The organism is Aromatoleum sp. (assembly GCF_032027225.1).
Classification (GTDB): Bacteria; Pseudomonadota; Gammaproteobacteria; order Burkholderiales; family Rhodocyclaceae; genus Aromatoleum.
The window spans coordinates 1-19,702 of the sequence record NZ_JAVSMM010000013.1; the positions used below are offsets into that span (position 1 = coordinate 1).

Here is a 19,702-nt window from a genome sequence, read left to right on the forward strand (position 1 = left end):
CCCTTCGCGTACCTGAAGGATGTGCTCGAACGGCTGCCGACGCAGCCCTACAGCAAGATCGGGGAGTTGCTGCCGCATCGCTGGCAGCCGGCCGTCTGCACCTGAGCGAAACGGCAAGACGGGTTCGCCGGGGGCTTACCGCTATCCGGCATTGTCGCTGACGGTCATTCACGCCCGCGAGAAAGATCCGCCGTGCGAGCGCGACCGCATCGACTGGAAGCTGGTTACGGACCTCGATGTTGGCTCACCCGGCGACGCCGTCGAGAAACTGAGCTGGTACGCGATGCGTTGGAAAATCGAGGTCTTTCACAAGATCCTCAAGTCTGGCTGCAGGGTCGAAGACTCGAGACTGCAAACAGCCGAAAGGCTCGTGAACCTGATCGCGACGCTATGCATCCTAAGCTGGCGAATCTTTTGGATGACCATGATGAACCGCGTGACACCGAATGGCATGCCCGAGCTTGTGTTCACACCACTGGAAGTGCAGGTCCTCAACGAGTTGATGCCGCGTCACGGTCGCGTCAAACCCGCGTTGTCCGAGTACCTCGTGTGCTTGGCAAAACTCGGTGGTTATCTTGACCGTGCCAACGATCCTCCCCCTGGAAATACCGTCATTTGGAGAGGCTTGTCCAAGCTGAACGACATCGTCTTAGGGGTGCGAATCGGCGTAAGCCCCCGGCGAACCCGTCTTGCCGTTTCGCTCAGGTGCAGACGGCCGGCTGCCAGCGATGCGGCAGCAACTCCCCGATCTTGCTGTAGGGCTGCGTCGGCAGCCGTTCGAGCACATCCTTCAGGTACGCGAAGGGCTCGTGTCCGTTGAGCCGTGCGGACTGGATCAGGCTCATGATTGCAGCGGCACGCTGGCCCGCCCGCAGGCTCCCCGCGAACAGCCAGTTCTTGCGCCCGAGCGCAATCGGCCGGATCTGATTCTCGATCCAGTTGTTGTCGATGGGCACGCGCCCGTCGTCGACGTAGTGCGTGAGTGCGGCCCAGCGCTTGAGGCTGTAGTCGATGGCACGGGCGATGCCCGAGCCGTTGGGAACCTGGGTGCGCCGCTGCAGCAGCCACGCATGCAGGCGTTCGAGGAGGGGGCGGGCCCTCAATTCCCGTAAGCGCTGCCGGGCATCGAGGTCGAGTTCAGCCGCTTCGCGTTCTACACCGTACAGTTGGCCAATGGCTTCAAGTGCTTCGCTGGCGATCTGGCTCTGGCCCTGATTGGCAAGATCGAAGAACTTGCGCCGCGCGTGCGCCATGCAGCCGGCTTCGGTCACGCCCAGAGCAATCAGCGCCTTGTAGCCGGCGTAGTCGTCGCAGATCAGCGTGCCGCGCCAGTCGCCCAGAAACGCCTGCGCATGACGGCCCGCCCGGCTGTCAGCGAAGTCATAGACCACCGCCTTGATCGGATCGAACGCGCCGACGCTGTAGGACCACAGGTAGGCGCGGTGCGTCTTGCCCGCGCCCGGATCGAGCATCGCCACCGGGGTCTCGTCCGCATGCAGTACGGGGTGAGCCAGCAGGTCTGCCTTGAGCGCATCGACCAGCGGCTGCAGATGCACGCCGCTCTGGCCTACCCACTGGGCCAGCGTCGATTGCGGGATGGCCAGCCCGGCTCGGCCGAAGATGGCTTCCTGACGATAGAGCGGCAGATGGTCCTGATACTTGGCGACCAGCACCTGGGCGAGCAAGCCGGCGGTCGGGATGCCCTTGTCGATGATGTGCGCCGGCACCGGCGCCTGAACCAGCATCTCGCACGCGGCACATGCCCACTTGCCCCGGATGTGGCGCTCGACGGTGAAGCGGCCCGGGGTGTAGTCGAGCTTCTCGGCAACGTCCTCGCCGATGCGGCGCATCTGGCAGCCGCAGGCGCAGGTGGTCGAATCGGGTTCGTGACGGATCTCGGTGCGCGGCAACTCGGGCGGCAGCGGCTTGCGCCGGGCCTGACCCTTGGGCGTCGACGTGCCGGCATCCGGTTGCAGTTGCTCGAGCTCTTCGCTCATCGCCGCCAGGTCGGCCTCGGCCGTTTCCTCGAAGAGCTGCACCTGCTCGACCGACAGGCGCTCGGCCTTCACGCCGAAGCGATGACGCTTATGCAGCGCCAGCTCATGCGTGAGCCGCTCGATCTTGGTCTGGCGCCACACGAGTTCGCGCTCCTGCTCGATGAGCAGGCGGCGCAAGGTGTCGGCGTCCAGTTGGTCGAGGTCGGCGGGCAGTGGCATGGATCGATCATGTCCGATGCGCCCATCCGCCGCCATCGGGGCATCTGCCGATGGCGAGGGCTCAAAGAGTTCTGATCACGCCGCCGTCCCCAAGCCGCTGCCACGGCAGCCCGAGCACCAGCGCATCGAACTGCGCCCGGGTGAGCGCCACACCGCCCTGGCCCTCGGCCCAGTGAAACCGGCCCTGGTTCAAGCGCCGGCAGGCGAGCCACACCCCGAAGCCGTCATGGACCAGCACCTTCAAGCGCGTGCCGCGCCGATTGCTGAAGAGGTAGGCGTGATTGGGCTGTGCTTCACCGAACACGCGCACCACGTGCGCGAGCAACGTGTCCATGCCTGCGCGCATGTCCAAGGGCGCCACCGACAGCCACAGCGCATCGATGCGGATCATGCGAGCCACTGGCGCAGCCACGCCCCGCACGCATCGGCGGCCTGGATCGGCCACTCAAGCTTGACGCGGGCGTTGCCACGCTGCACTTCGAGGCGGATCACCAACGTCTCGACTGCGGGAGCGACCTGCACGGGTACAAAGCCCGGTTCAGCCATCGCGGTGAGCGCTGCGCCGCCAGGCTTGCGCCGGCTTGGTGGCTCGATGCCGCGCTCGCGCATCCAGCGGTGGACCTGGTTGGCGTTCAGGCCGTTGGCCAGGGCCACGCCGGCCACCGAGACGCCGGGCTCACGACAGGCCGAGGCCACCGACCGCTTGAAGGCTTCGCTATGCGTTCGCCGACTCCGGCGCGGGATAACCACATCCATGGTGTCCACCATCGAAAATTAGTGGACACGATCTTCAATGGGCTAGGCGGCTGGGGGAAGGTGGGTTCGCCGGGTGCTTACCGACCTCGCGCATCAAGCGCATATCGATCGTCACCGGGTTCAGCTGCCTTTAAGCGTGTGCAACGAGCAGCCGCGCCAGATAGTCGAGATCCGGTCCGACGGGCACGATGCCGGTCGGGTTGAGCGCCTTGATCGAGTAGTAACCCGCCTTGATGTGGTCCGGGCGGACGCTGGCGGCGAACGCCGGGATCGCGAGCAGGCGCACGAGATACGCGTGCACCGCGGGGTAGGCCGAGAGCGGCCGCAGGTTGCACTTGAAGAGGCCGTAGTACGCGAGGTCGAAGCGCACCAGCGTGACGAAGGCGCGAATGTCGGCTTCGGTGAGCCGGTCGCCCACAAGCCAGTCCGCGCGCGCCAGGCGCTCTTCCATCCAGTCCAGGGTCGCGAACACCTCCTCGACCGCTTCCTCGTACGCGCTCTGCGTCGTCGCGAAACCCGCTCGATACACGCCGTTGTTGAATCCGTCGTACAAGCGTTCGTTTACCGCGTCGAGCGCGTCCTCCAACGCCGCAGGGCGAAGGTCGACGTCGCCGGTGGCCAGCTCGCCGAAGTCCTTGTCGAGGATGCGCACGATGTCCGCCGACTCGTTATTGACGATCGTGCGCGTCTTCTTGTCCCACAGCACCGGCACCGTCGCGCGCCCGCTGTACGTCGGGTCGGCGAGCGTATAGATCTCGTGCAGATAGCTCGCGCCATTGACGCGGTCGAGGTCACTGCCGTCGCGACCGGTAAAAGCCCAGCCCTGATCGCCGAGCCGCGGGTCGACAACGCACACGTCGATCGCCTTCTCGAGTCCCTTCAGCCGCAACGCGATCAGCGTCCGCGACGCCCACGGGCAGATGTACGCGACGTATAGCTGATAGCGTCCCGCTTCGGCGGCAAAGCCTTTCTCGCTGTCGGGACCGATCCGGTCGCGGAACCCCGACTGCTGCCGAATGAAGCGCCCGTCCGCGTCACTCTTCTGAACCGGCTGCCATTCTTCGACCCATTTGCCGTTCACCAGCATGATTTCGTCCTCTCTCTGTTGTGGGCGGTGCCCTATGGGGGAGAGCGTATGGGACGTGCGGAGCGGGGTAAACAGCAACAACCGGCGATTATTGTTGCGCAAATCAGGACAATGCACAGACCCTATTCTGATCCGCCCCGAATCATGATCAGCAACATCTTGAACCCGTCGATCGGACGGATCGCGTGAGGCACGCCCGCGGGCATGAGCAGCGCATCGCCTTCGCCGACCAAATGAGTGACGCCGCCGAGGGGAATTTCCGCGCGACCTTCGATGCCGATGACGAGGGCATCGAATGGCGCGGTATGTTCGCTTAGGCCCTCATTTCCGTCAAAGGCGAACAGCGTCACATTGCCCGCGGAATTCTTGACGAGCATCCGGCTCACGACGGCCTTGTCCTGGTATTGAAGCAAAGCCTTGAGGTTGTGCACCTCGGTTCTACCTTCTTCGGTACTCATCGCGCCCCTCGATGGTTTGTATGCGGCAAGATCGGGTGTCGATCGGGAAACGATCGAATTGCCCTTGATACCTTTTGAGCGTGACCAGACCACCTCCGCCACCCTGGCGTTCGACGACCTCTCGCGCCGCTCGTCCCGAAGTTCGCTTGCTCGCTCCCAATGCGGGCGACCACGTCGGCGTCATCAATCGTCGTCATCCCTCCCGCCCCGGCCCTCTCCTCCGTGACCGCCCCGGATGTCGTGCTCGTCCGCGCTGGCATGGCACTCCACACAATTGTCGAATTTCCGGATGCCTTCTTCGATATGTTCCCGGCGGATGTTCTCCGGGGTGTGTTCGTGGCAGCCGTAACAGGTATAGCGGCTGTAATCATTGCGCTCGTGACAGGTGACGCACTTGACGTTGTGATCCCGATCGAGTCGGAAGTACTTGTCGTGATCGAAGGTGGCCGGAACCCACTTTTCCTGCCCGTGACATTCTCCGCAGTTGCCCGTGATCTGCCGATGGAGCGCGTCCGTGGGCGACTTGTGGCACGTTTCGCATTGATTGCGTGAATCGGGTTGAAGCAGTGCGTGACTGAAGCGTCCTTGCTGCCGGTAGCGCTTTACCCCGGCATGGTCGCTATGACACGCGACGCAGTCGTCCTTGACGAGCTTTTGGTGAAACGGCGTCGTGGTCAACGGTTTCGCTATCGGCTGCCCCTCGGTAGTGAGTCGGCCGATGTTTTGCGGCTCATGGCAGGTCATGCAGCGATCGGCGGAAGCGCCAAGAAATGACTGATGGCAAGCAAAGCAGTCCGACTCGAGATCCCGGTGTCCGGGTATCAGCTTCCCCGGCGCGACCATGAGTTCGGGGAAAGCGAAGGTGAGCACCGCCAGCACCACGAGGTTGGCAGCCAGGATGAACTTGACCGTCCGGTTCATATCCAGCCCCAGAAGAGAAAGATGCTGATGATGTGACCGAGTCCGAGGACCGCGAAGGCGACAAAGATCGGGATGTGGACTTTTCGCCAGCGCGTCATCGCATCGAGCATGACGGCGTCCCAGAACACCGCCTGATCGACCTCCGAGCGCGACAAGCCGCGCAACTGGAAGTGTTCGCGCTGCGACTGAACGTGCTCGCGCGAACGCCCGAGGAGCAGTTTCCCGACCAGGCCGCTGATGGTATTGATGCCCATCGCGACGGTCGCAAGCCACGGCAGGATCGCGTTGAAATGCACGCCCGCATGGATCAGGACGAGCAACGATCCGAGCCACGCCGAAAATTCGTGCATGCTCAACAGCGCCTTCGGATTCCCCGATCGGATCATCTTGCGTTTGCGCAGCGAGTACACGAGGGATCCGATGATCAGCAGCGTGCCGGGGATACCCAGGTAACGCCCGATCCACACCAGATCAAGGCGATGCAGGACATAGTCGCCCAGCACCGTGCCGACACCCAGAAGCCCCACCAGCACGGCGAAAGGCAGGATGTGTTTGCGCCAGATGGTTTTCGTCATTCAAGCCCCCAATGTCAGGGCGGTTCGGGGGACGCAGACGCACAGGAGGCAGGTGCCCGGCTCCGGATCGAAATCGGGTTCCTGTCGATAGCCGACTTCGCCCGACTCGATTTTCGTCTGACAGGTTCCGCAACTGCCGGCGCGGCAGCCGGAAGGCACATTCACTCCGCCCGTCTCGGCGAGCTCGAGCAGGCTGCCGCTACCCCCATCCCACGCCAACTTCTTGCCCGATTTGGCGAACGTGACCGTGAGGCCGGTCTCGGCGACGGGTTCTTCGGACACCACGCTTGCCCGAGCGCTTTTCGCGCGTCGCTTGATCGAGGCCGGACCGAAGGCTTCGAAATGAATATGGCTGTCGGGAACCCCCCAGTCCTCCAGCGCAGGGACGAGACTTTCCATCATCGGCGTCGGTCCGCAGATGTAGAAGTGATAAGGCTTGAGCGGCAGTTCCATGCGCAGCAACGCCACATCCACCCGCCCGCGGCGAACGTCGGCCGCTTCGGATCCACGTTCGGTGCCGGGGTTGCTGATGCAAAGGCGTAGATGAACGTTCGGATGCCGCTCCGCAATCTCCCGCAGGTGAGGGAGCATCACCATCTCGCGTTCATCCCGAACGCCGTAGAAGAGCCACACCTCCCTTCCCGGTTGTTCGGCCGCGCACCAGTTCAACATGCTCAACATCGGGGTAATGCCGATCCCGCCTGCAATCAGCACGACAGGAGTGTCGCTGCGATCGATATGGAAATGTCCCGATGGAGCACGAACCATCAGTCGACTTCCCGGATCGACGTGATCGTGGAAGTAATTCGACGAGCGCCCCGGTGGCAGCGCACTGTCGGGCGGAGCAGGGACCCGCTTGATCGACACCCGGAAGAGGTCGGGCCGCGGCGCGTCCGACAGCGAATAGCAGCGGACGATCTCCTCGGTCCCACCCGCGGACGAGGGGACTTCGAGGCGAAACGTCAGAAACTGGCCCGGGAGGAAGTGCGGAAGAGGGCGCTTGTCCTCGGATTCGAGATAGAACGAGCACACGGAGCCTGTCTCGTCCTCGGCCTCCTTTCGCACCACCCTGAAGGGACGGAAGCCGGTCCAGGACGCCCCTCCCGCGTCGGTCGCAGGCTGTGCCGGCTCTTGCGGCAGCACCGGTTCATCGGGATCGGAGCGGAGGCTTAGCGCGGTGTACTTCTTCCAGTGCTGCCAGAACGATACCGCAAGAAAGATCGCGAACTGAGCCGCGATCCCGAACGCAATCCACAGCAAGAGGGTGAGCGAAGTCATGTCAGGTGGCCATCAGGAAAACGGGATCGGCGGGTAGTTCTGCTATGCCTCGTGCAACATAGCCCCGAAAGACCAAAGACATTTTACCGCGCGAATGGGAGATACGGCACAAAGTCATCCTGCATCCAAACCAAAGCTTCCAATGACCGTCATTTTTTCGCCGTCCGCGTGAACGGAGAATGAACGGCTTTCCCGCAGGGTTTCACCCGTTCAGACGGCATTCATTCCGCAGCGCTTAGATTCGATCGGGAGATCCGGGAGTCGGGACGCATCTTCGATGTATCTGGTCCGCCCCTGCGCCCACCTTCCGCCCCATTCACGTGCTGAAATCGGGAGTAGCCAAATGCGCCGCTTGGTCAGTCCGGGCAATTTCCTGTCTGCCGCTTTTACCAGCGTCATCGTTGCCGCTAGCCCGCCGGCCATGGCGGCGGCAGCGTATCCGGTGGAGACGTGCGAGCAGATCAGGACGCTCATCGGAGTGCTGCCTCCCGCGAACGCCGAACTGCTTCGAAAATTGGCTGTCCGCCGCGAGTGCGGTTTCACTTCGGAAGATGCCGTCCGCGCGGCTTACGGAGAGCGGGCCGTGCCGAACGAAGAGTTGGACCGCCGGGATCAACACGTGAAGAACAAGAACTGATGCCCGAAGGAGGCCCGGGAGGTACCGGGCTCGTCCTCGGTATTCAGCGGGGCTAATTCTCTTTCCGTCTCCTACCGCTCGGGCTCGACCCGTAAGAGGCGTACGTACGGCGTCGCCATACTCCGGCGGCAGCTCAATTGGCACAGCCGCTCGTCCTCCGGCTGACTGGGATCAGCCGACAATCGTCTCGTCATGGCGCGAATTTCGCGTTCAGACTGCACGAGAGCGGTCATTCGTCCCAAGCTTGATCCGAACGACCGCTCTGCCCGGCCCTGTCCGGGCTCGACCCGATGAGGGCCGTCAGGATGCTGATAACTTCAGGCCAACGATGCCGATGAAAATGAGGAGAAGGCTCAGCAATCTGATTGTGTTGGCCGGCTCGCCAAACAGAACCATTCCCATCACCGCCGTCCCGATGGCGCCAATACCCACCCAAATCGCATAAGCCGTGCCGACCGGCAGCGACTTCATGGCAATCCCCAGCAAACCAACGCTCAAGACCATGGACAGAACGGTCCAGACAGTAGGCCACAAGCGAGTGAAACCTTCGGTGTATTTGAGACCGATCGCCCAGCCGACTTCCAGCAGTCCGGCGGTGAAAAGAAGGACCCAGTTCATAAATAGCTCCTCAAAAGAGGGGCCGTCCCCGCACGAACTGGAGCGGTGAGGTCGTCCTCACTTCCTGGTAGCAGGACAGACACTACCATGGCTCTTGTCCGCTCGTGGCCGGCACTTCGAGCCCGGACTGCACCGGGACCTGTCTGGTCTCGACCCGGACCGGTCCTGGCCTCATCGCATCGGTTATGGCCGCTTACTGAAGTAAACCTGGCAACTCCACAAGCCGTAACCGACTTGTCGCTTACTTTCATACCGTCCTGGACCGGATTCCGCCCGTTTTCATTTGCGGAGAACCCACGTGGGCCCTTGTCCGAATGACAGTTTTCGCTTCGTCTCGCTGACAAGCGCACACTTGGCAAGATAAACGCAGTCTTTATTCCGGTCCCATCGCTATGCCGCCGATGCCCGCGGTTTCGGCTGGTTTTTGCTGCCGAGTGGTACCAGGGCGATTGGGTGCTGCGTTTTGGCCGGGTGACTGGGCCGAAGGAGCCCAAGATGCTTCCCATCGATTACCAAATCGGCAAGCACTACGGCGATCTTGAGACCTTAGTCTCCGAGGAGGCCGCAGCATGAAGCTCAACTTCCTGAAAGAATTCTTCGCTAATTTCGTCCGCAGCCGTGGACTTGGCCATCACTTCAAACGTCTGGCGATGCTTGAACTGATGGCCACTACGGAGGTGAGCCGAGAGATACCGAAGCAGCTCTCTCAGGAATTGTTGGCGGCCGCCAATAGCGATATTGATGCGCTGCTATTGCGCCTGGAGTCGCATCCGGACGGGCTCTCGGAAGCCCATGCCGCCTTGATGCGTGAGCGCTTCGGCCATAACGAGGTCGAGCATGAGAAGCCGCCGACCTGGTGGCAGCATCTGTGGAACTGCTACAAGACGCCGTTCGACATTCTGCTGACCCTGCTGGCCGCAATCTCGTATTTCACCGAAGACATGAAGGCGACCATCGTCATCTCGACCATGGTCGTTCTTTCGGTCGCCATTCGCTTCTGGCAGGAGCGCAATTCGAACCATGCGGCCGAGAAGTTGAAGGCCATGGTGACAAACACGGCCACCGTGCTGCGACGCGACCTGGCGGAGGACGCCATGGAGGATGCCAAGCGATATTTCGAGGTGCAGTTGCATCCCCGCACTGCGCAGAAGGCCGACATCCCCATCCGCGACATCGTCCCCGGGGACATCGTGTTTCTCTCGGCCGGCGACATGATTCCGGCCGACTGCCGCATCCTGACCTCGAAGGACCTGTTCGTCAGTCAGGCCGCCATGACCGGCGAGTCGCTGCCGGTCGAGAAGCACGCCCAGCACAAAGGACCCGATACCCTGAATGCCCTCGAACTCGACAACCTCGCGTTCATGGGCACCAACGTCGTGTCCGGGTCGGCCAGGGCGGTCGTTGTGGCGACCGGCGGTCGTACCTATTTCGGGGCGCTGACCCAGCGGGTGACTGCCAGCAACCGGGCGACCACCCAGTTCCAGGCCGGGGTCAACCAGGTGGCCTGGTTGCTGATTCGCTTCATGTTGGTCATGTCGCCACTGGTGCTCATCATCAACGGCGTCACCAAGGATGACTGGCTGGAAGCCTTCCTGTTCGCCATGTCGATTGCGGTCGGCCTGACGCCCGAGATGCTGCCGATGGTTGTCACGTCCACGCTGGCCAAAGGCGCAGTCATCCTGTCCCGGCATAAGGTCATCGTAAAGCGGCTCGACGCGATCCAGAACTTCGGCGCCATGGATGTGCTGTGCACCGACAAGACCGGCACCCTGACCCAGGACAAGATTTTTCTAGCCCGGCACAGCGACATCTGGGGCGAGGAATCCGACGACGTGCTGGAAGCAGCCTACCTGAACAGCTATTACCAGACCGGCCTCAAGAACCTGCTCGATGTGGCGGTGCTGGAACACGCCGACGTGCACCGCGAACTGGACCCGGCTGCCAACTTTCGCAAGGTCGATGAAATCCCCTTCGACTTCCAGCGCCGCCGCATGTCCGTGGTGGTCGCCAAGCACGATGAACATCACCTCCTCATTTGCAAGGGCGCCGCCGAGGAAATTTTGAGTATCTGCCTGCGGGTACGCCACGGCCAGGTGGACGAGCCGCTGACCTCGGAGTTGCTGGCGCAAATCCGCCGTGTCACCGCGGACCTGAACGAGGATGGCCTGCGGGTGGTGGCGGTCGCAGCCAAGGAACTGCCGCCGACCAAGGATGTGTATGGCGTGGCCGATGAGCGCGAACTGACCCTGATTGGCTACGTGGCCCTTCTCGACCCCCCCAAGGAAACCACGGCCCCGGCCCTGGAGGCCCTGGCTGCACACGGGGTTGCGGTCAAGGTGCTGACCGGCGACAACGAACTGGTCACCGCGAAGATTTGCCGCGAGGTCGGCGTGCCGGAAGAGCGCGTCATGGTCGGCGGCGATGTCGAGCGCCTGAGCGATGACGAGCTGGCCAAGGCCGTCGAGGAACACAATATCTTCGCCAAGCTGACCCCGGCTCACAAGGAGCGCATCGTGCGTATCCTGAAGTCCAACGGCCACGTCGTCGGCTTCATGGGCGACGGCATCAACGATGCGCCAGCACTGCGCACTGCGGACATCGGCATTTCAGTGGATACGGCGGTCGATATTGCCAAGGAGGCTGCCGACATCATCCTGCTGGAGAAGAGCCTGATGGTGCTGGAAAAAGGCGTTGTCGAGGGCCGCAAGACCTTCGCCAACATGCTGAAGTACATCAAGATGACTGCCAGTTCCAATTTCGGCAATGTGTTCTCGGTCCTAGTCGCCAGCGCCTTCATTCCCTTCCTGCCGATGCTGCCCATGCACCTGCTGGTGCAGAACCTGCTGTACGACTTCTCGCAGATTGCCATCCCGTTCGACAACGTCGATGAGGAACTGGTCAAGGCGCCGCAGCGCTGGAACCCCGCAGACATCGGCCGCTTCATGCTGTTCTTCGGTCCGGTCAGTTCCATCTTCGACATCCTGACCTACCTGATGATGTGGTTCGTTTTCGGGGCTAATACGCCGGAGCGGCAGACCCTGTTCCAGTCGGGCTGGTTCATCGAGGGGCTGATGACCCAGACCTTGGTCGTGCACATGATTCGGACCCGGAAGATTCCCTTCCTCCAGAGCCGGGCGGGCGCACCGCTCCTGGTCATGACCGGCATCATCATGGCCTGCGGCATCTTCATCCCGATGGGACCGGTGGCGCATTACTTCAAGCTTCAAGCGTTGCCGTTGACCTATTTCCCGATGCTGCTTGGCTTGTTGCTGGGGTACATGTTGCTGACCCAGGCGATGAAGAGTTTCTACACCCGGCGATTTGGATGGCAATAGGGGGCTGCTTTGAGACAACTCCCCGCCGGTGCATCCCTCGCCAGACAAGCGAGCCTCGTCACGACACGAGGACTTGAAAAGCCATGCCTCGTCGTCAATCTCGGCGACTTCAACTTCAGCAGCTGCCTCATTAGGCGCCGTACGATTAACGATGGGCGTAAGAACGGGCCAATCAGGTCCGCAAGCGGTTTGATCGAGGCGGTCGAGATGGTGAAAATTCTCAGCCCGGGCAAAGGGATTTGGAGGTCGCATCCACGCTGCCGCTCAGATGGATGAACAGGCTCTGCATCAGCGGTGACAGTCCATCCAATCCCGAAAGCACAGACAGAGTTGCCGGCGCGCCCAGGTGTCTGTCAGCGCTACGGTCCGGTAGCGGTGCGGCCGGCGGAGGCTGGCTGCGATGGATTGCGGCAGGATGCCCAAGCCGACACCGTGCGCCACCATCTCGCACAGCCCTTCGAAGGTCTTCATGCGGATACGCAGCGCGAGCGGATGGCCGGCGGCGCGAGCGTGGTAGTCGAGGTGGTCCTGTAACGCATTCTCGGGCGACAAACCGACAAAGGGTTCGTTGAGGACGTCCGCGAAATGAACCTGCCTGGACCGGGCGAGACGGTGCTCCTTCGGCACGATCAGAACCAGATGGTCCTTTGCCACCGGCAGCAATTTCACGTTTTCTGGCTCTACCGCATCGGAGACGATGCCGGCCTCGACCAGTCCGGCGGCAACGGCCCGGACGATTTCGGCACTCGTCCGCTCCTTCAGTTCGACGTGCAGGCGCGGACGCTCCGCCAGCCATGGTGCGAGTCTCGATGGAAGAAACGCGGCCAGGGCCGCGGTATTGGCATAGAGATGAAGCGTGCCCCGCGCGCCGGCGGCAAAGTCCCTCAACTCGTCCTTGAGTAGCGCCTGCTGGCGGAGCATCAGTCGCGCATGATGAGCGAGCGCTTCCCCGGCTTCCGTAGTGGCAATACCTCGGGGACGGCGTTCGAGCAGTGTCACACCCGCATCGGCTTCGATGTTCCGCAGGCGCTCGCTGGCCGAAGCCAGCGCAAGGTTGGCACGCGCGGCACCCTGGGTGATGCTGCCGGCGTCCACCACGCACAGGAACAGATGGAGGTCCGCAATATCGAGCCGCATTCCACACCCCCCGCGCTTCGTTCGCGATCCAGTCATGCACGGTCGCAACGCGCGGGTCCGCGAGCGCGCCGGCTGAATACACGAGGCAGTACGCTTGCCGGTGGGCACCATCTGCCGGAATGGCGCGATTAGCCGACCGCTGTCCAGCTCGTCGGTGATCAGCGTGCGGCGCGCGATTGCGATGCCCATGCCGGCGATCGCGCACTGCATCGTGATGTGGTTGCGGTTGAACATGTAGCCGCGGCGCACTTCGACCATCGGCGCGCCGATCGCCTTCAGGTAGCGCTCCCACTCGGCGTACGGCTGGCTGCCGCGCCACGCGGTCATGTCGTGCAGCAGCGGGTAGTGGCGCAGCGCCTCGGGCGAGTCGAGCGGCGGGCGGCCGTGGAGCAGCAGCGGCGAGCACACCGGGAAGATCTCCTCTTCGAGCAGCACGGTGCTCTGGAAACCGGGGTAGGCGCCGTCGTTGAGGTCGATCGCGAGATCGAATTCGCCGTCGCGCAGCGAATGTGCGCTGTCCTCGGCTTCGACCTGCAGGTCGATCTGCGGGAACTGCCGCATCAGCCCGGGGAGCCGCGGCACGAGCCAGGTCGCGAGGAAGGACGGCAGCGCGCGCACACGCACGATGCCGCTCAACGCGCCGCCGCGCAGGCGGCCGATCGCGAGGTCGACCGCCGCGTAGGCCGGGTCGACCGCGGCGAGCAGTCGGTTGCCCGCGTCGGTGAGCTCGATGCGGCGCGGCAGCCGGCGAAACAAGCGCTGGCCGAGCCAGTCCTCGAGCAGCTTGATCTGCTGGCTCACGGCGCCGGTCGTGATGTGCAACTCCTCGCCGGCTCGCGTGAAGGAAAGATGGTGGGCGGCGGCGAGGAACACGCGCAGCCGCGTATGGACCTGCGAGGGTGCGGCCGAAGTCATGGTTCAGCCCTGCTAAAGCTTGCGTAAAAAACTATCGATTGAGGCGCTCTGGCCACCACCTGAAAATGCGCTGATGCACCAATAAATATTTTCGCTGTTAGTTCTCTTAAATCAACACACACTTTTCTCCGGAGCCCTACATGTCAATCAGCGTCCTCGACCTGTTCAAGATCGGTATCGGGCCGTCGAGTTCGCACACCGTCGGACCGATGCGCGCGGCGCACGATTTCGCCGCGACACTGGAGCGGGACGGGCGACTCGGCGAGGTGCGACGCGTCGAGGTGAAGCTCTACGGCTCGCTGTCGGCGACCGGCGTCGGCCATGCGACCGATCGCGCGGTCGCCGCCGGCCTGATGGGCGCGCGACCGGACACCGTCGATCCGGATTTCGTGGTCGGCGCGGTCGACCGCGTGCGTACCGAAGGCTCGCTGATGCTCGCCGGCACCGTGCCGGTCGCGTTCGACTGGACGCGGGACATGCGCCTGTTGCCGGTGAGCCTGCCCTACCACCCGAACGCGATGCGCCTCACCGCGCACGGCGACGCGGGCGTCGTGTTCGAGAACACCTATTACTCGGTGGGCGGGGGCTTCGTCGTCGACGAGGCGCAAGCGCAGTCGGGCACCGCGGCCGAAGCCGAGGTCGCGCTGCGCTATCCGTTCGACACCGGCGCCGAGATGCTCGCACAGTGCCGCGCCCACGGGCTGCGCATCAGCGAGTTGATGCTCGCGAACGAAACGGCGTGGCGCAGCGAAGCGGAGACAAGCGCCGCGCTCGCGCGCATCTGGGACGTGATGCGCGGCTGCGTCGCACGCGGCATCACGCAGGAAGGCGTGCTGCCCGGCGGGCTGAAAGTGCGCCGTCGCGCGGCGGCGCTGCATCGCAAATTGAGCGAGCGCGCGGCCGGGCGCAACCTCATCAGCGACACGATGGCCGCGCTCGATTGGGTGAACCTGTGCGCGCTGGCGGTGAACGAGGAGAACGCCGGCGGTGGACGCGTCGTCACCGCGCCGACCAACGGCGCCGCGGGTATCATTCCGGCCGTGTTGCATTACTACATGGAGTTCATGCCCGGCAGCGGCGCGCGCGACGTCGATCGCTTCCTGCTCGCGGCGGCGGCGGTCGGCGTGCTGTGCAAGAAGAACGCGTCGATCTCCGGCGCCGAAGTCGGCTGCCAGGGCGAAGTCGGGTCCGCGTGCGCGATGGCCGCGGCCGGGCTCGCCGAAGTGCTCGGCGGCACGCCGGAGCAGGTCGAGAACGCGGCCGAGATCGGTCTCGAGCACAACCTCGGCCTCACCTGCGACCCGGTCGGCGGCCTCGTGCAGGTGCCGTGCATCGAGCGCAACGCGATGGCATCGATCAAGGCGATCAACGCGGCGCAGCTCGCCTTGCGCGGCGACGGCGCGCACGCAATCTCGCTCGACCACGCGATCCGCACGATTCGCGACACCGGCCGCGACATGCTCGACAAGTACAAGGAAACCTCCCGCGGCGGCCTCGCCGTCAGCTTCCCCGAGTGCTGAGCGCACCCCCGCTCACGCCCGAAATCTGCCCCGAACGGGCATCCCAGCAATAGACAAAATCACCCACGAGGAGACACTCGATGCACACCGCAGCTCCCACGGCTTTCCAGCGCCTGACGCGCCTGAGCCTCGTTTCACAGATCGCGATCGGCCTGGTACTGGGCATTGCGCTCGCCGTCATCGCGCCCGGCGCGACGAAATCGGTCGCGCTGCTCGGCAACCTCTTCATCGCCGCGCTGAAGGCGGTCGCACCCGTGCTGGTGTTCGTGCTGGTCGCGGCTTCGATCGCAAACCACAAGCACGGCCAGCCGACCCACGTCCGCCCGGTGCTGATGCTGTACCTGTTCGGCACGCTCGCCGCCGCGCTGGTCGGCGTGCTCGCGAGCTTCGCATTCCCGACGACGCTGGTGCTCAACGCCCCGGCAGCGAGCGGCGCGCCGCCGGCCGGCATCCTCGGCGTGCTCGAAAACCTGCTGCTCAGCGTGGTCGCGAACCCGGTGAAGGCGCTGATGGAAGCAAACTTCATCGGCATCCTCGCATGGGCGATCGCGCTCGGCGTCGCGCTGCGCCACGCCAGTCCCGGCACGCGAAGCATGGTGAACGACCTGTCGGACGCCGTGTCGTCGATCGTGCATGGCGTGATCCGCTTCGCACCGCTCGGCATCTTCGGCCTCGTCGCCGCGACGCTCGGCGACTCGGGGCTCGACGCCCTGCTCGGCTACGGCCGCCTGCTGCTCGTGATCGTCGGCTGCATGCTGTTCGTCGCGCTCGTCGTCAATCCGCTGTTCGTGTTCTGGAAGCTGCGCCGCAACCCCTATCCGCTGGTGTTCACCTGCCTGCGCGAGAGCGCGGTGACTGCGTTCTTCACGCGCAGCTCGGCCGCGAACATTCCGATCAACCTCGAACTGTGCAAGCGCATGGGCCTGCACGAGGACACCTACTCGATCTCGATTCCGCTCGGCGCGACGATCAACATGGCGGGCGCGGCGATCACGATCACGATCAGCGTGATGACGCTCGCGGCGACGCACACGCTCGGCATTCCGGTGGACTTCCCGACCGCGCTGCTGCTGTGCATCGTGTCCTCGTTCGCCGCGGCGGGCGTGTCCGGTGTCGCGGGCGGCTCGCTGCTGCTGATTCCGATGGCCACCGCGCTGTTCGGCATCGACACCGACGTCGCGATGCAGGTCGTCGCGATCGGCTTCGTGATCAGCGTCGTCCAGGACTCGGTCGAGACCGCGCTGAACTCCTCGACCGACGTCGTCTTCACCGCGGCCGGGTCGGCCGCCGCGACCGGGGAAGCGCTGATCCTCGACCGCTGAGGTCCCTCGACCGCCTCGCCGTCGGCGACGACGCCAGCACGAGGCGGTCTTAGCGCGCGAATGCCGAGCCATGGGGCTCAGCATCCGCGCCGTCGCTCGCGATCAGGCCGAGTGGAACCGTCCCTCCGGACGCAGCGCGACACGCTGCAAGAGCGGCGACAGGCGGTAGCGCGTGTCGAAGTAATGCTCGCGCAGGTGATCGAGCACGCGCGCGACGAAGGCGACGCCGAGCGCGTCGGCCCACGCCAGCGGTCCCTGCGGGTAGTTCGTGCCGTAGCGCATCGCGGTGTCGATGTCCGCGGCCGAACCGATGCCGCCGAGCACGCCGTCGGCCGCTTCGTTCGCGAGCATCGCGACGGTGCGCAGCGCGACCATGCCGGCGACGTCGTCGATGCGCCCGACGATCGCGCCGGTGCGCTGCAACGTGCCGACGGCCGCGTCCCAGCCCGCGGGCGAGCAGGCGTCGCCGCGCGCGAGCGTCAGCCGCGGCGTCGTCGCGTAGTCGCGGCACAGGTCGAACAGCACGAAGTTCGGCTCGCCTTCGTCCGCGGCGCGGCGCGACGCGGTGCGGCCGTCGGACAGCGCGAGGCGCGCGGTGCCGACTTCGATCCAGCCGCGGCCGGCGCCGGTCGACTCGCCTTCGCGCGGGCGGCGGCGCACTTCGACGCCGGCAGCTTCGAGGCGCGCGACGAGCGGCGCGGCCGCTCCGAGGTCGCCGACGACGGTGATCACGTCCTCACCTTCGCTCGCTTCCTCGACCTGCGGCTGCGGGCGCTCGGCGCCGTCGCGGTAGTCGTAGAAGCCGCGCCCGCTCTTGCGCCCGAGCCGGCCGGCGGCGACGAGCTCCTGCTGGATCAGGCTGGGCGAAAAGCGCTTGTCGCCGAAATACGCGTCGAACACCGAGCTCGTGACCGCGAAATTGACGTCGTGGCCGATCAGGTCCATCAGCTCGAACGGCCCCATCGGGAAGCCGCAGCCGTCGCGCAGCGCCGCGTCGAGCGTCGCCGGGCTGGCCGCTCGCTCGCCGAGCACGCGCAGCGCTTCGGCGTAGAACGGGCGCGCGACGCGATTGACGATGAAGCCCGGCGTCGAGGTCGCATGGACTGGCACCTTGCCCCAGGCTTTCGCGGTCGCGTACAACGTGTCGGCGACCGCGAACTCGGTCGCGAGGCCGGAGACGATCTCGACGAGCTTCATCCGCGGCGCGGGGTTGAAGAAGTGGAGCCCGGCGAGCCGCTCCGGCCGCTTCAGCGCGGCGCCGATCTGCGTGATCGACAGCGACGACGTGTTCGTCGCGAGGATCGCGTCGACCGGCAGCAACTCTTCGAGCTCGCGAAACAGCGCCTGCTTGACGTCGAGCTTCTCGACGATCGCTTCGACGACGAGGCCGGCGTCGCGCGCGGCGCCGAGCTCGGTCACCGGGATCACGCGCGCGAGCGCGGCGTCCGCGTCGGCCGCAGCGAGCTTGCCCTTGTCGGCGAGGAAGCGCAGGTCGCGCGCGATGCTGTCGCGACCGCTCTGCACCGCTTCGGCGCGCGTGTCGTACAGATAGACGGTGTGGCCGGCCGTCGCGGCGACGTGGGCGATGCCGCTGCCCATCGCGCCGGCGCCGACGACGAGGACTTTCACCTCGGAGGAGAGTGCAGTCATCGCATCACCTCACTCGTCCGAGTCGGGCGCCGGGTTGAAATGCTCCTTGCCGTTGCCGCAGTCAGGGCACACCCAGTCGGCGGGGATGTCTTCCCACTTCGTGCCGGGCGCGATGCCGTCGTCGGGCAGGCCGTCGGCCTCGTTATACGGGAAATAGCAGGCGCTGCACTGGTAGGTCGTCATGATCGTGTTCTCTCTCGGTCTGTCGGTTTAGTTGGGGTCGGGGTCGGGCGCTCTGCGGCGTCGTTGTTATCGGTTTGTTCGGTGTTTCGGGTGTTTCGGGTCTCGGGCCCGGCGTAGGGCGGAAAAGCGAAGCACCTTCCGCCGCATGGTATCGGCCGGGAATCACTCGGCGGAAAGCGCCTTCGGCTTTTGGCTACGCCGAAACTTCGTTTTCCGCCCTACGTGTATGCGATGTCACTTTCCGAATCCTCATATCGGCGAACCGCCCGGGAAATTCGGGGCCCTGCGCTCGCGCACCGCGGCGAGGCCTTCGCGCACTTCGGGGCCGGTGAAGCCGAGCATCTCGAGCGCGACCGAGTTGTCGAAGATCGGCCCGGCCTGGCGCAGCCAGTTGTTGAGGCTGTGCTTGGTCCAGCGCAGCGCGGTCTGCGGGCCGGCGGCGAGCTTTCGCGCGATGTCGAACGCGGTGCTGTGCAGTGCGTCGGCCTCGACCGCCATCGACACGAGGCCGATGCGCTCGGCTTCCTCGCCGCTGATCTCGTCCGACAGCAGCAGATGCAGCTTCGCTTTCGCCATGCCGCACAACAGCGGCCAGATCATCGCGGCGTGGTCGCCGGCGGCGACGCCGAGGCGCGTGTGGCCGTCGATCAGCCGCGCGTTCTTCGCCGCGATCGAGATGTCCGCCATCAGCGCGACCGCGAGACCACCGCCGACCGCCGGGCCGTTGATCGCCGAGACGATCAGCTTCGAGCAATTAATCATGTTGTAGACGATGTCGCGCGCCTCCTTCCACACGCGCGCGCGGTGCTCGAAGTCGTCGACCATCGCGGCGACGAGGTCGAGCGTGCCGCCGGCGGAAAAGCCCTTGTCCTGGCCGCGCACGACGACGACCGACACCGCCGGGTCGCGGTCGAGGTCGCGCCAGATGTCGGCGAGTTCGCCATGGCCGACGGCATCGGCCGCGGGCAGCTTGCCGCGCTCGCCGAGGACCACTTCGGCGACGCCGCCACCGTGAAGCTCGACCGTCAGGTTCGTGTAGCGGCTGTAATCCATCTGTCTCTCCGGTTTTACTTTTGATGTTGTGTGCGCTGTCG

General features: G+C 64.6%; 19 protein-coding genes. 6 read left to right on the forward strand and 13 right to left on the reverse strand.

Translation table 11 applies throughout. The features are described 5' to 3' along the window. Both ROZ37_RS14250 and ROZ37_RS22120 read left to right on the forward strand, forming a co-directional pair. The coding region (locus ROZ37_RS14250) for a transposase domain-containing protein (RefSeq protein WP_312660413.1) at window positions 1-105 on the forward strand (105 nt) is incomplete at its 5' end. Between the two features lie 46 nt (window positions 106-151). Next, window positions 152-820 (forward strand): IS4 family transposase, encoded by a 669-nt coding sequence (locus ROZ37_RS22120; RefSeq protein WP_409449964.1) that lies wholly within the window; start codon window positions 152-154, stop codon window positions 818-820. On the opposite strand, the gene tnpC is transcribed toward ROZ37_RS22120, so the two are convergent. From tnpC to ROZ37_RS14290, 8 genes are all read right to left on the reverse strand, one after another. Beyond that, window positions 702-2,216 (reverse strand): IS66 family transposase, encoded by a 1,515-nt coding sequence (gene tnpC / locus ROZ37_RS14255; protein ID WP_312660260.1) that lies wholly within the window; start codon window positions 2,214-2,216, stop codon window positions 702-704. The genes ROZ37_RS22120 and tnpC overlap by 119 nt on opposite strands. 61 nt (window positions 2,217-2,277) lie before the next feature. Continuing rightward, window positions 2,278-2,607, reverse strand: coding sequence for an IS66 family insertion sequence element accessory protein TnpB (gene tnpB, locus ROZ37_RS14260; protein WP_312660261.1), 330 nt, complete (start codon window positions 2,605-2,607; stop codon window positions 2,278-2,280). After that, window positions 2,604-2,972 (reverse strand): transposase, encoded by a 369-nt coding sequence (locus ROZ37_RS14265; protein WP_312660262.1) that lies wholly within the window; start codon window positions 2,970-2,972, stop codon window positions 2,604-2,606. The genes tnpB and ROZ37_RS14265 overlap by 4 nt, the downstream gene beginning before the upstream one ends. A gap of 130 nt (window positions 2,973-3,102) precedes the next feature. After that, window positions 3,103-4,059 carry a glutathione S-transferase C-terminal domain-containing protein gene (locus ROZ37_RS14270; RefSeq protein ID WP_312660263.1) on the reverse strand — a complete coding sequence of 319 codons (957 nt, stop codon included), beginning with the start codon at window positions 4,057-4,059 and terminating at the stop codon, window positions 3,103-3,105. Between the two features lie 122 nt (window positions 4,060-4,181). Further along, window positions 4,182-4,517 carry a cupin domain-containing protein gene (locus ROZ37_RS14275; protein ID WP_312660264.1) on the reverse strand — a complete coding sequence of 112 codons (336 nt, stop codon included), beginning with the start codon at window positions 4,515-4,517 and terminating at the stop codon, window positions 4,182-4,184. Between the two features lie 183 nt (window positions 4,518-4,700). Next, entirely contained in the window at window positions 4,701-5,438 is a 738-nt protein-coding gene (locus ROZ37_RS14280; RefSeq protein WP_312660266.1) for a cytochrome c3 family protein, read from the reverse strand. Further along, window positions 5,435-6,013 (reverse strand): hypothetical protein, encoded by a 579-nt coding sequence (locus tag ROZ37_RS14285; RefSeq protein ID WP_312660267.1) that lies wholly within the window; start codon window positions 6,011-6,013, stop codon window positions 5,435-5,437. Before ROZ37_RS14285 ends, ROZ37_RS14280 begins: the two co-directional genes overlap by 4 nt. After that, window positions 6,014-7,291 (reverse strand): 2Fe-2S iron-sulfur cluster-binding protein, encoded by a 1,278-nt coding sequence (locus tag ROZ37_RS14290; protein ID WP_312660268.1) that lies wholly within the window; start codon window positions 7,289-7,291, stop codon window positions 6,014-6,016. A 343-nt stretch (window positions 7,292-7,634) separates the two neighbouring features. Between ROZ37_RS14290 and ROZ37_RS14295 the strand changes: the two genes are divergently transcribed. Next, window positions 7,635-7,928: a hypothetical protein gene (locus ROZ37_RS14295; protein WP_312660269.1), complete on the forward strand. Its 294-nt coding sequence runs from the start codon at window positions 7,635-7,637 to the stop codon at window positions 7,926-7,928. 300 nt (window positions 7,929-8,228) lie between these two features. On the opposite strand, the gene sugE is transcribed toward ROZ37_RS14295, so the two are convergent. After that, window positions 8,229-8,546 carry a quaternary ammonium compound efflux SMR transporter SugE gene (gene sugE, locus ROZ37_RS14300; protein ID WP_312660270.1) on the reverse strand — a complete coding sequence of 106 codons (318 nt, stop codon included), beginning with the start codon at window positions 8,544-8,546 and terminating at the stop codon, window positions 8,229-8,231. Between the two features lie 569 nt (window positions 8,547-9,115). Here sugE and mgtA point away from each other — a divergent pair. Continuing rightward, window positions 9,116-11,881, forward strand: coding sequence for a magnesium-translocating P-type ATPase (mgtA, locus tag ROZ37_RS14305; RefSeq protein WP_312660272.1), 2,766 nt, complete (start codon window positions 9,116-9,118; stop codon window positions 11,879-11,881). A 288-nt stretch (window positions 11,882-12,169) separates the two neighbouring features. On the opposite strand, the gene ROZ37_RS14310 is transcribed toward mgtA, so the two are convergent. Next, window positions 12,170-13,933: a LysR substrate-binding domain-containing protein gene (locus ROZ37_RS14310; RefSeq protein WP_312660273.1), complete on the reverse strand. Its 1,764-nt coding sequence runs from the start codon at window positions 13,931-13,933 to the stop codon at window positions 12,170-12,172. Between the two features lie 140 nt (window positions 13,934-14,073). On the opposite strand from ROZ37_RS14310, the gene ROZ37_RS14315 reads away from it, so the two are divergent. Both ROZ37_RS14315 and sstT read left to right on the forward strand, forming a co-directional pair. Then, window positions 14,074-15,453, forward strand: coding sequence for an L-serine ammonia-lyase (locus ROZ37_RS14315; protein WP_312660274.1), 1,380 nt, complete (start codon window positions 14,074-14,076; stop codon window positions 15,451-15,453). Window positions 15,454-15,533: 80 nt separating this feature from the next. Further along, on the forward strand, window positions 15,534-16,775 hold the full coding sequence (gene sstT, locus ROZ37_RS14320; protein ID WP_312660275.1) for a serine/threonine transporter SstT: 1,242 nt from the start codon (window positions 15,534-15,536) through the stop codon (window positions 16,773-16,775). A gap of 102 nt (window positions 16,776-16,877) precedes the next feature. Here sstT and paaH read toward each other — a convergent pair whose 3' ends face one another. The 3 genes from paaH to ROZ37_RS14335 form a co-directional block, all read right to left on the reverse strand. After that, the gene (gene paaH, locus ROZ37_RS14325) at window positions 16,878-18,425 is read right to left on the reverse strand and encodes a 3-hydroxyacyl-CoA dehydrogenase PaaH (protein WP_312660276.1); all 1,548 of its coding nucleotides are present in this window, start codon (window positions 18,423-18,425) and stop codon (window positions 16,878-16,880) included. A 9-nt stretch (window positions 18,426-18,434) separates the two neighbouring features. After that, entirely contained in the window at window positions 18,435-18,608 is a 174-nt protein-coding gene (locus tag ROZ37_RS14330) for a rubredoxin (protein ID WP_312660277.1), read from the reverse strand. 249 nt (window positions 18,609-18,857) lie between these two features. Continuing rightward, window positions 18,858-19,661 (reverse strand): enoyl-CoA hydratase/isomerase family protein, encoded by an 804-nt coding sequence (locus ROZ37_RS14335; RefSeq protein WP_312660278.1) that lies wholly within the window; start codon window positions 19,659-19,661, stop codon window positions 18,858-18,860. Window positions 19,662-19,702: the final 41 nt, after the last annotated feature.

Excerpts from the sequence above, each read along its gene's own strand:
- tnpC (WP_312660260.1), bottom strand. The coding sequence starts at position 2,216 with ATGCCACTGCCCGCCGACCTCGACCAACTGGACGCCGACACCTTGCGC.
- tnpB (WP_312660261.1), bottom strand. The coding sequence starts at position 2,607 with ATGATCCGCATCGATGCGCTGTGGCTGTCGGTGGCGCCCTTGGACATG.
- ROZ37_RS14265 (WP_312660262.1), bottom strand. The coding sequence starts at position 2,972 with ATGGATGTGGTTATCCCGCGCCGGAGTCGGCGAACGCATAGCGAAGCC.
- ROZ37_RS14270 (WP_312660263.1), bottom strand. The coding sequence starts at position 4,059 with ATGCTGGTGAACGGCAAATGGGTCGAAGAATGGCAGCCGGTTCAGAAG.
- ROZ37_RS14275 (WP_312660264.1), bottom strand. The coding sequence starts at position 4,517 with ATGAGTACCGAAGAAGGTAGAACCGAGGTGCACAACCTCAAGGCTTTG.
- ROZ37_RS14280 (WP_312660266.1), bottom strand. The coding sequence starts at position 5,438 with ATGAACCGGACGGTCAAGTTCATCCTGGCTGCCAACCTCGTGGTGCTG.
- ROZ37_RS14285 (WP_312660267.1), bottom strand. The coding sequence starts at position 6,013 with ATGACGAAAACCATCTGGCGCAAACACATCCTGCCTTTCGCCGTGCTG.
- ROZ37_RS14290 (WP_312660268.1), bottom strand. The coding sequence starts at position 7,291 with ATGACTTCGCTCACCCTCTTGCTGTGGATTGCGTTCGGGATCGCGGCT.
- ROZ37_RS14295 (WP_312660269.1), top strand. The coding sequence starts at position 7,635 with ATGCGCCGCTTGGTCAGTCCGGGCAATTTCCTGTCTGCCGCTTTTACC.
- sugE (WP_312660270.1), bottom strand. The coding sequence starts at position 8,546 with ATGAACTGGGTCCTTCTTTTCACCGCCGGACTGCTGGAAGTCGGCTGG.
- mgtA (WP_312660272.1), top strand. The coding sequence starts at position 9,116 with ATGAAGCTCAACTTCCTGAAAGAATTCTTCGCTAATTTCGTCCGCAGC.
- ROZ37_RS14310 (WP_312660273.1), bottom strand. The coding sequence starts at position 13,933 with ATGACTTCGGCCGCACCCTCGCAGGTCCATACGCGGCTGCGCGTGTTC.
- ROZ37_RS14315 (WP_312660274.1), top strand. The coding sequence starts at position 14,074 with ATGTCAATCAGCGTCCTCGACCTGTTCAAGATCGGTATCGGGCCGTCG.
- sstT (WP_312660275.1), top strand. The coding sequence starts at position 15,534 with ATGCACACCGCAGCTCCCACGGCTTTCCAGCGCCTGACGCGCCTGAGC.
- paaH (WP_312660276.1), bottom strand. The coding sequence starts at position 18,425 with ATGACTGCACTCTCCTCCGAGGTGAAAGTCCTCGTCGTCGGCGCCGGC.
- ROZ37_RS14330 (WP_312660277.1), bottom strand. The coding sequence starts at position 18,608 with ATGACGACCTACCAGTGCAGCGCCTGCTATTTCCCGTATAACGAGGCC.
- ROZ37_RS14335 (WP_312660278.1), bottom strand. The coding sequence starts at position 19,661 with ATGGATTACAGCCGCTACACGAACCTGACGGTCGAGCTTCACGGTGGC.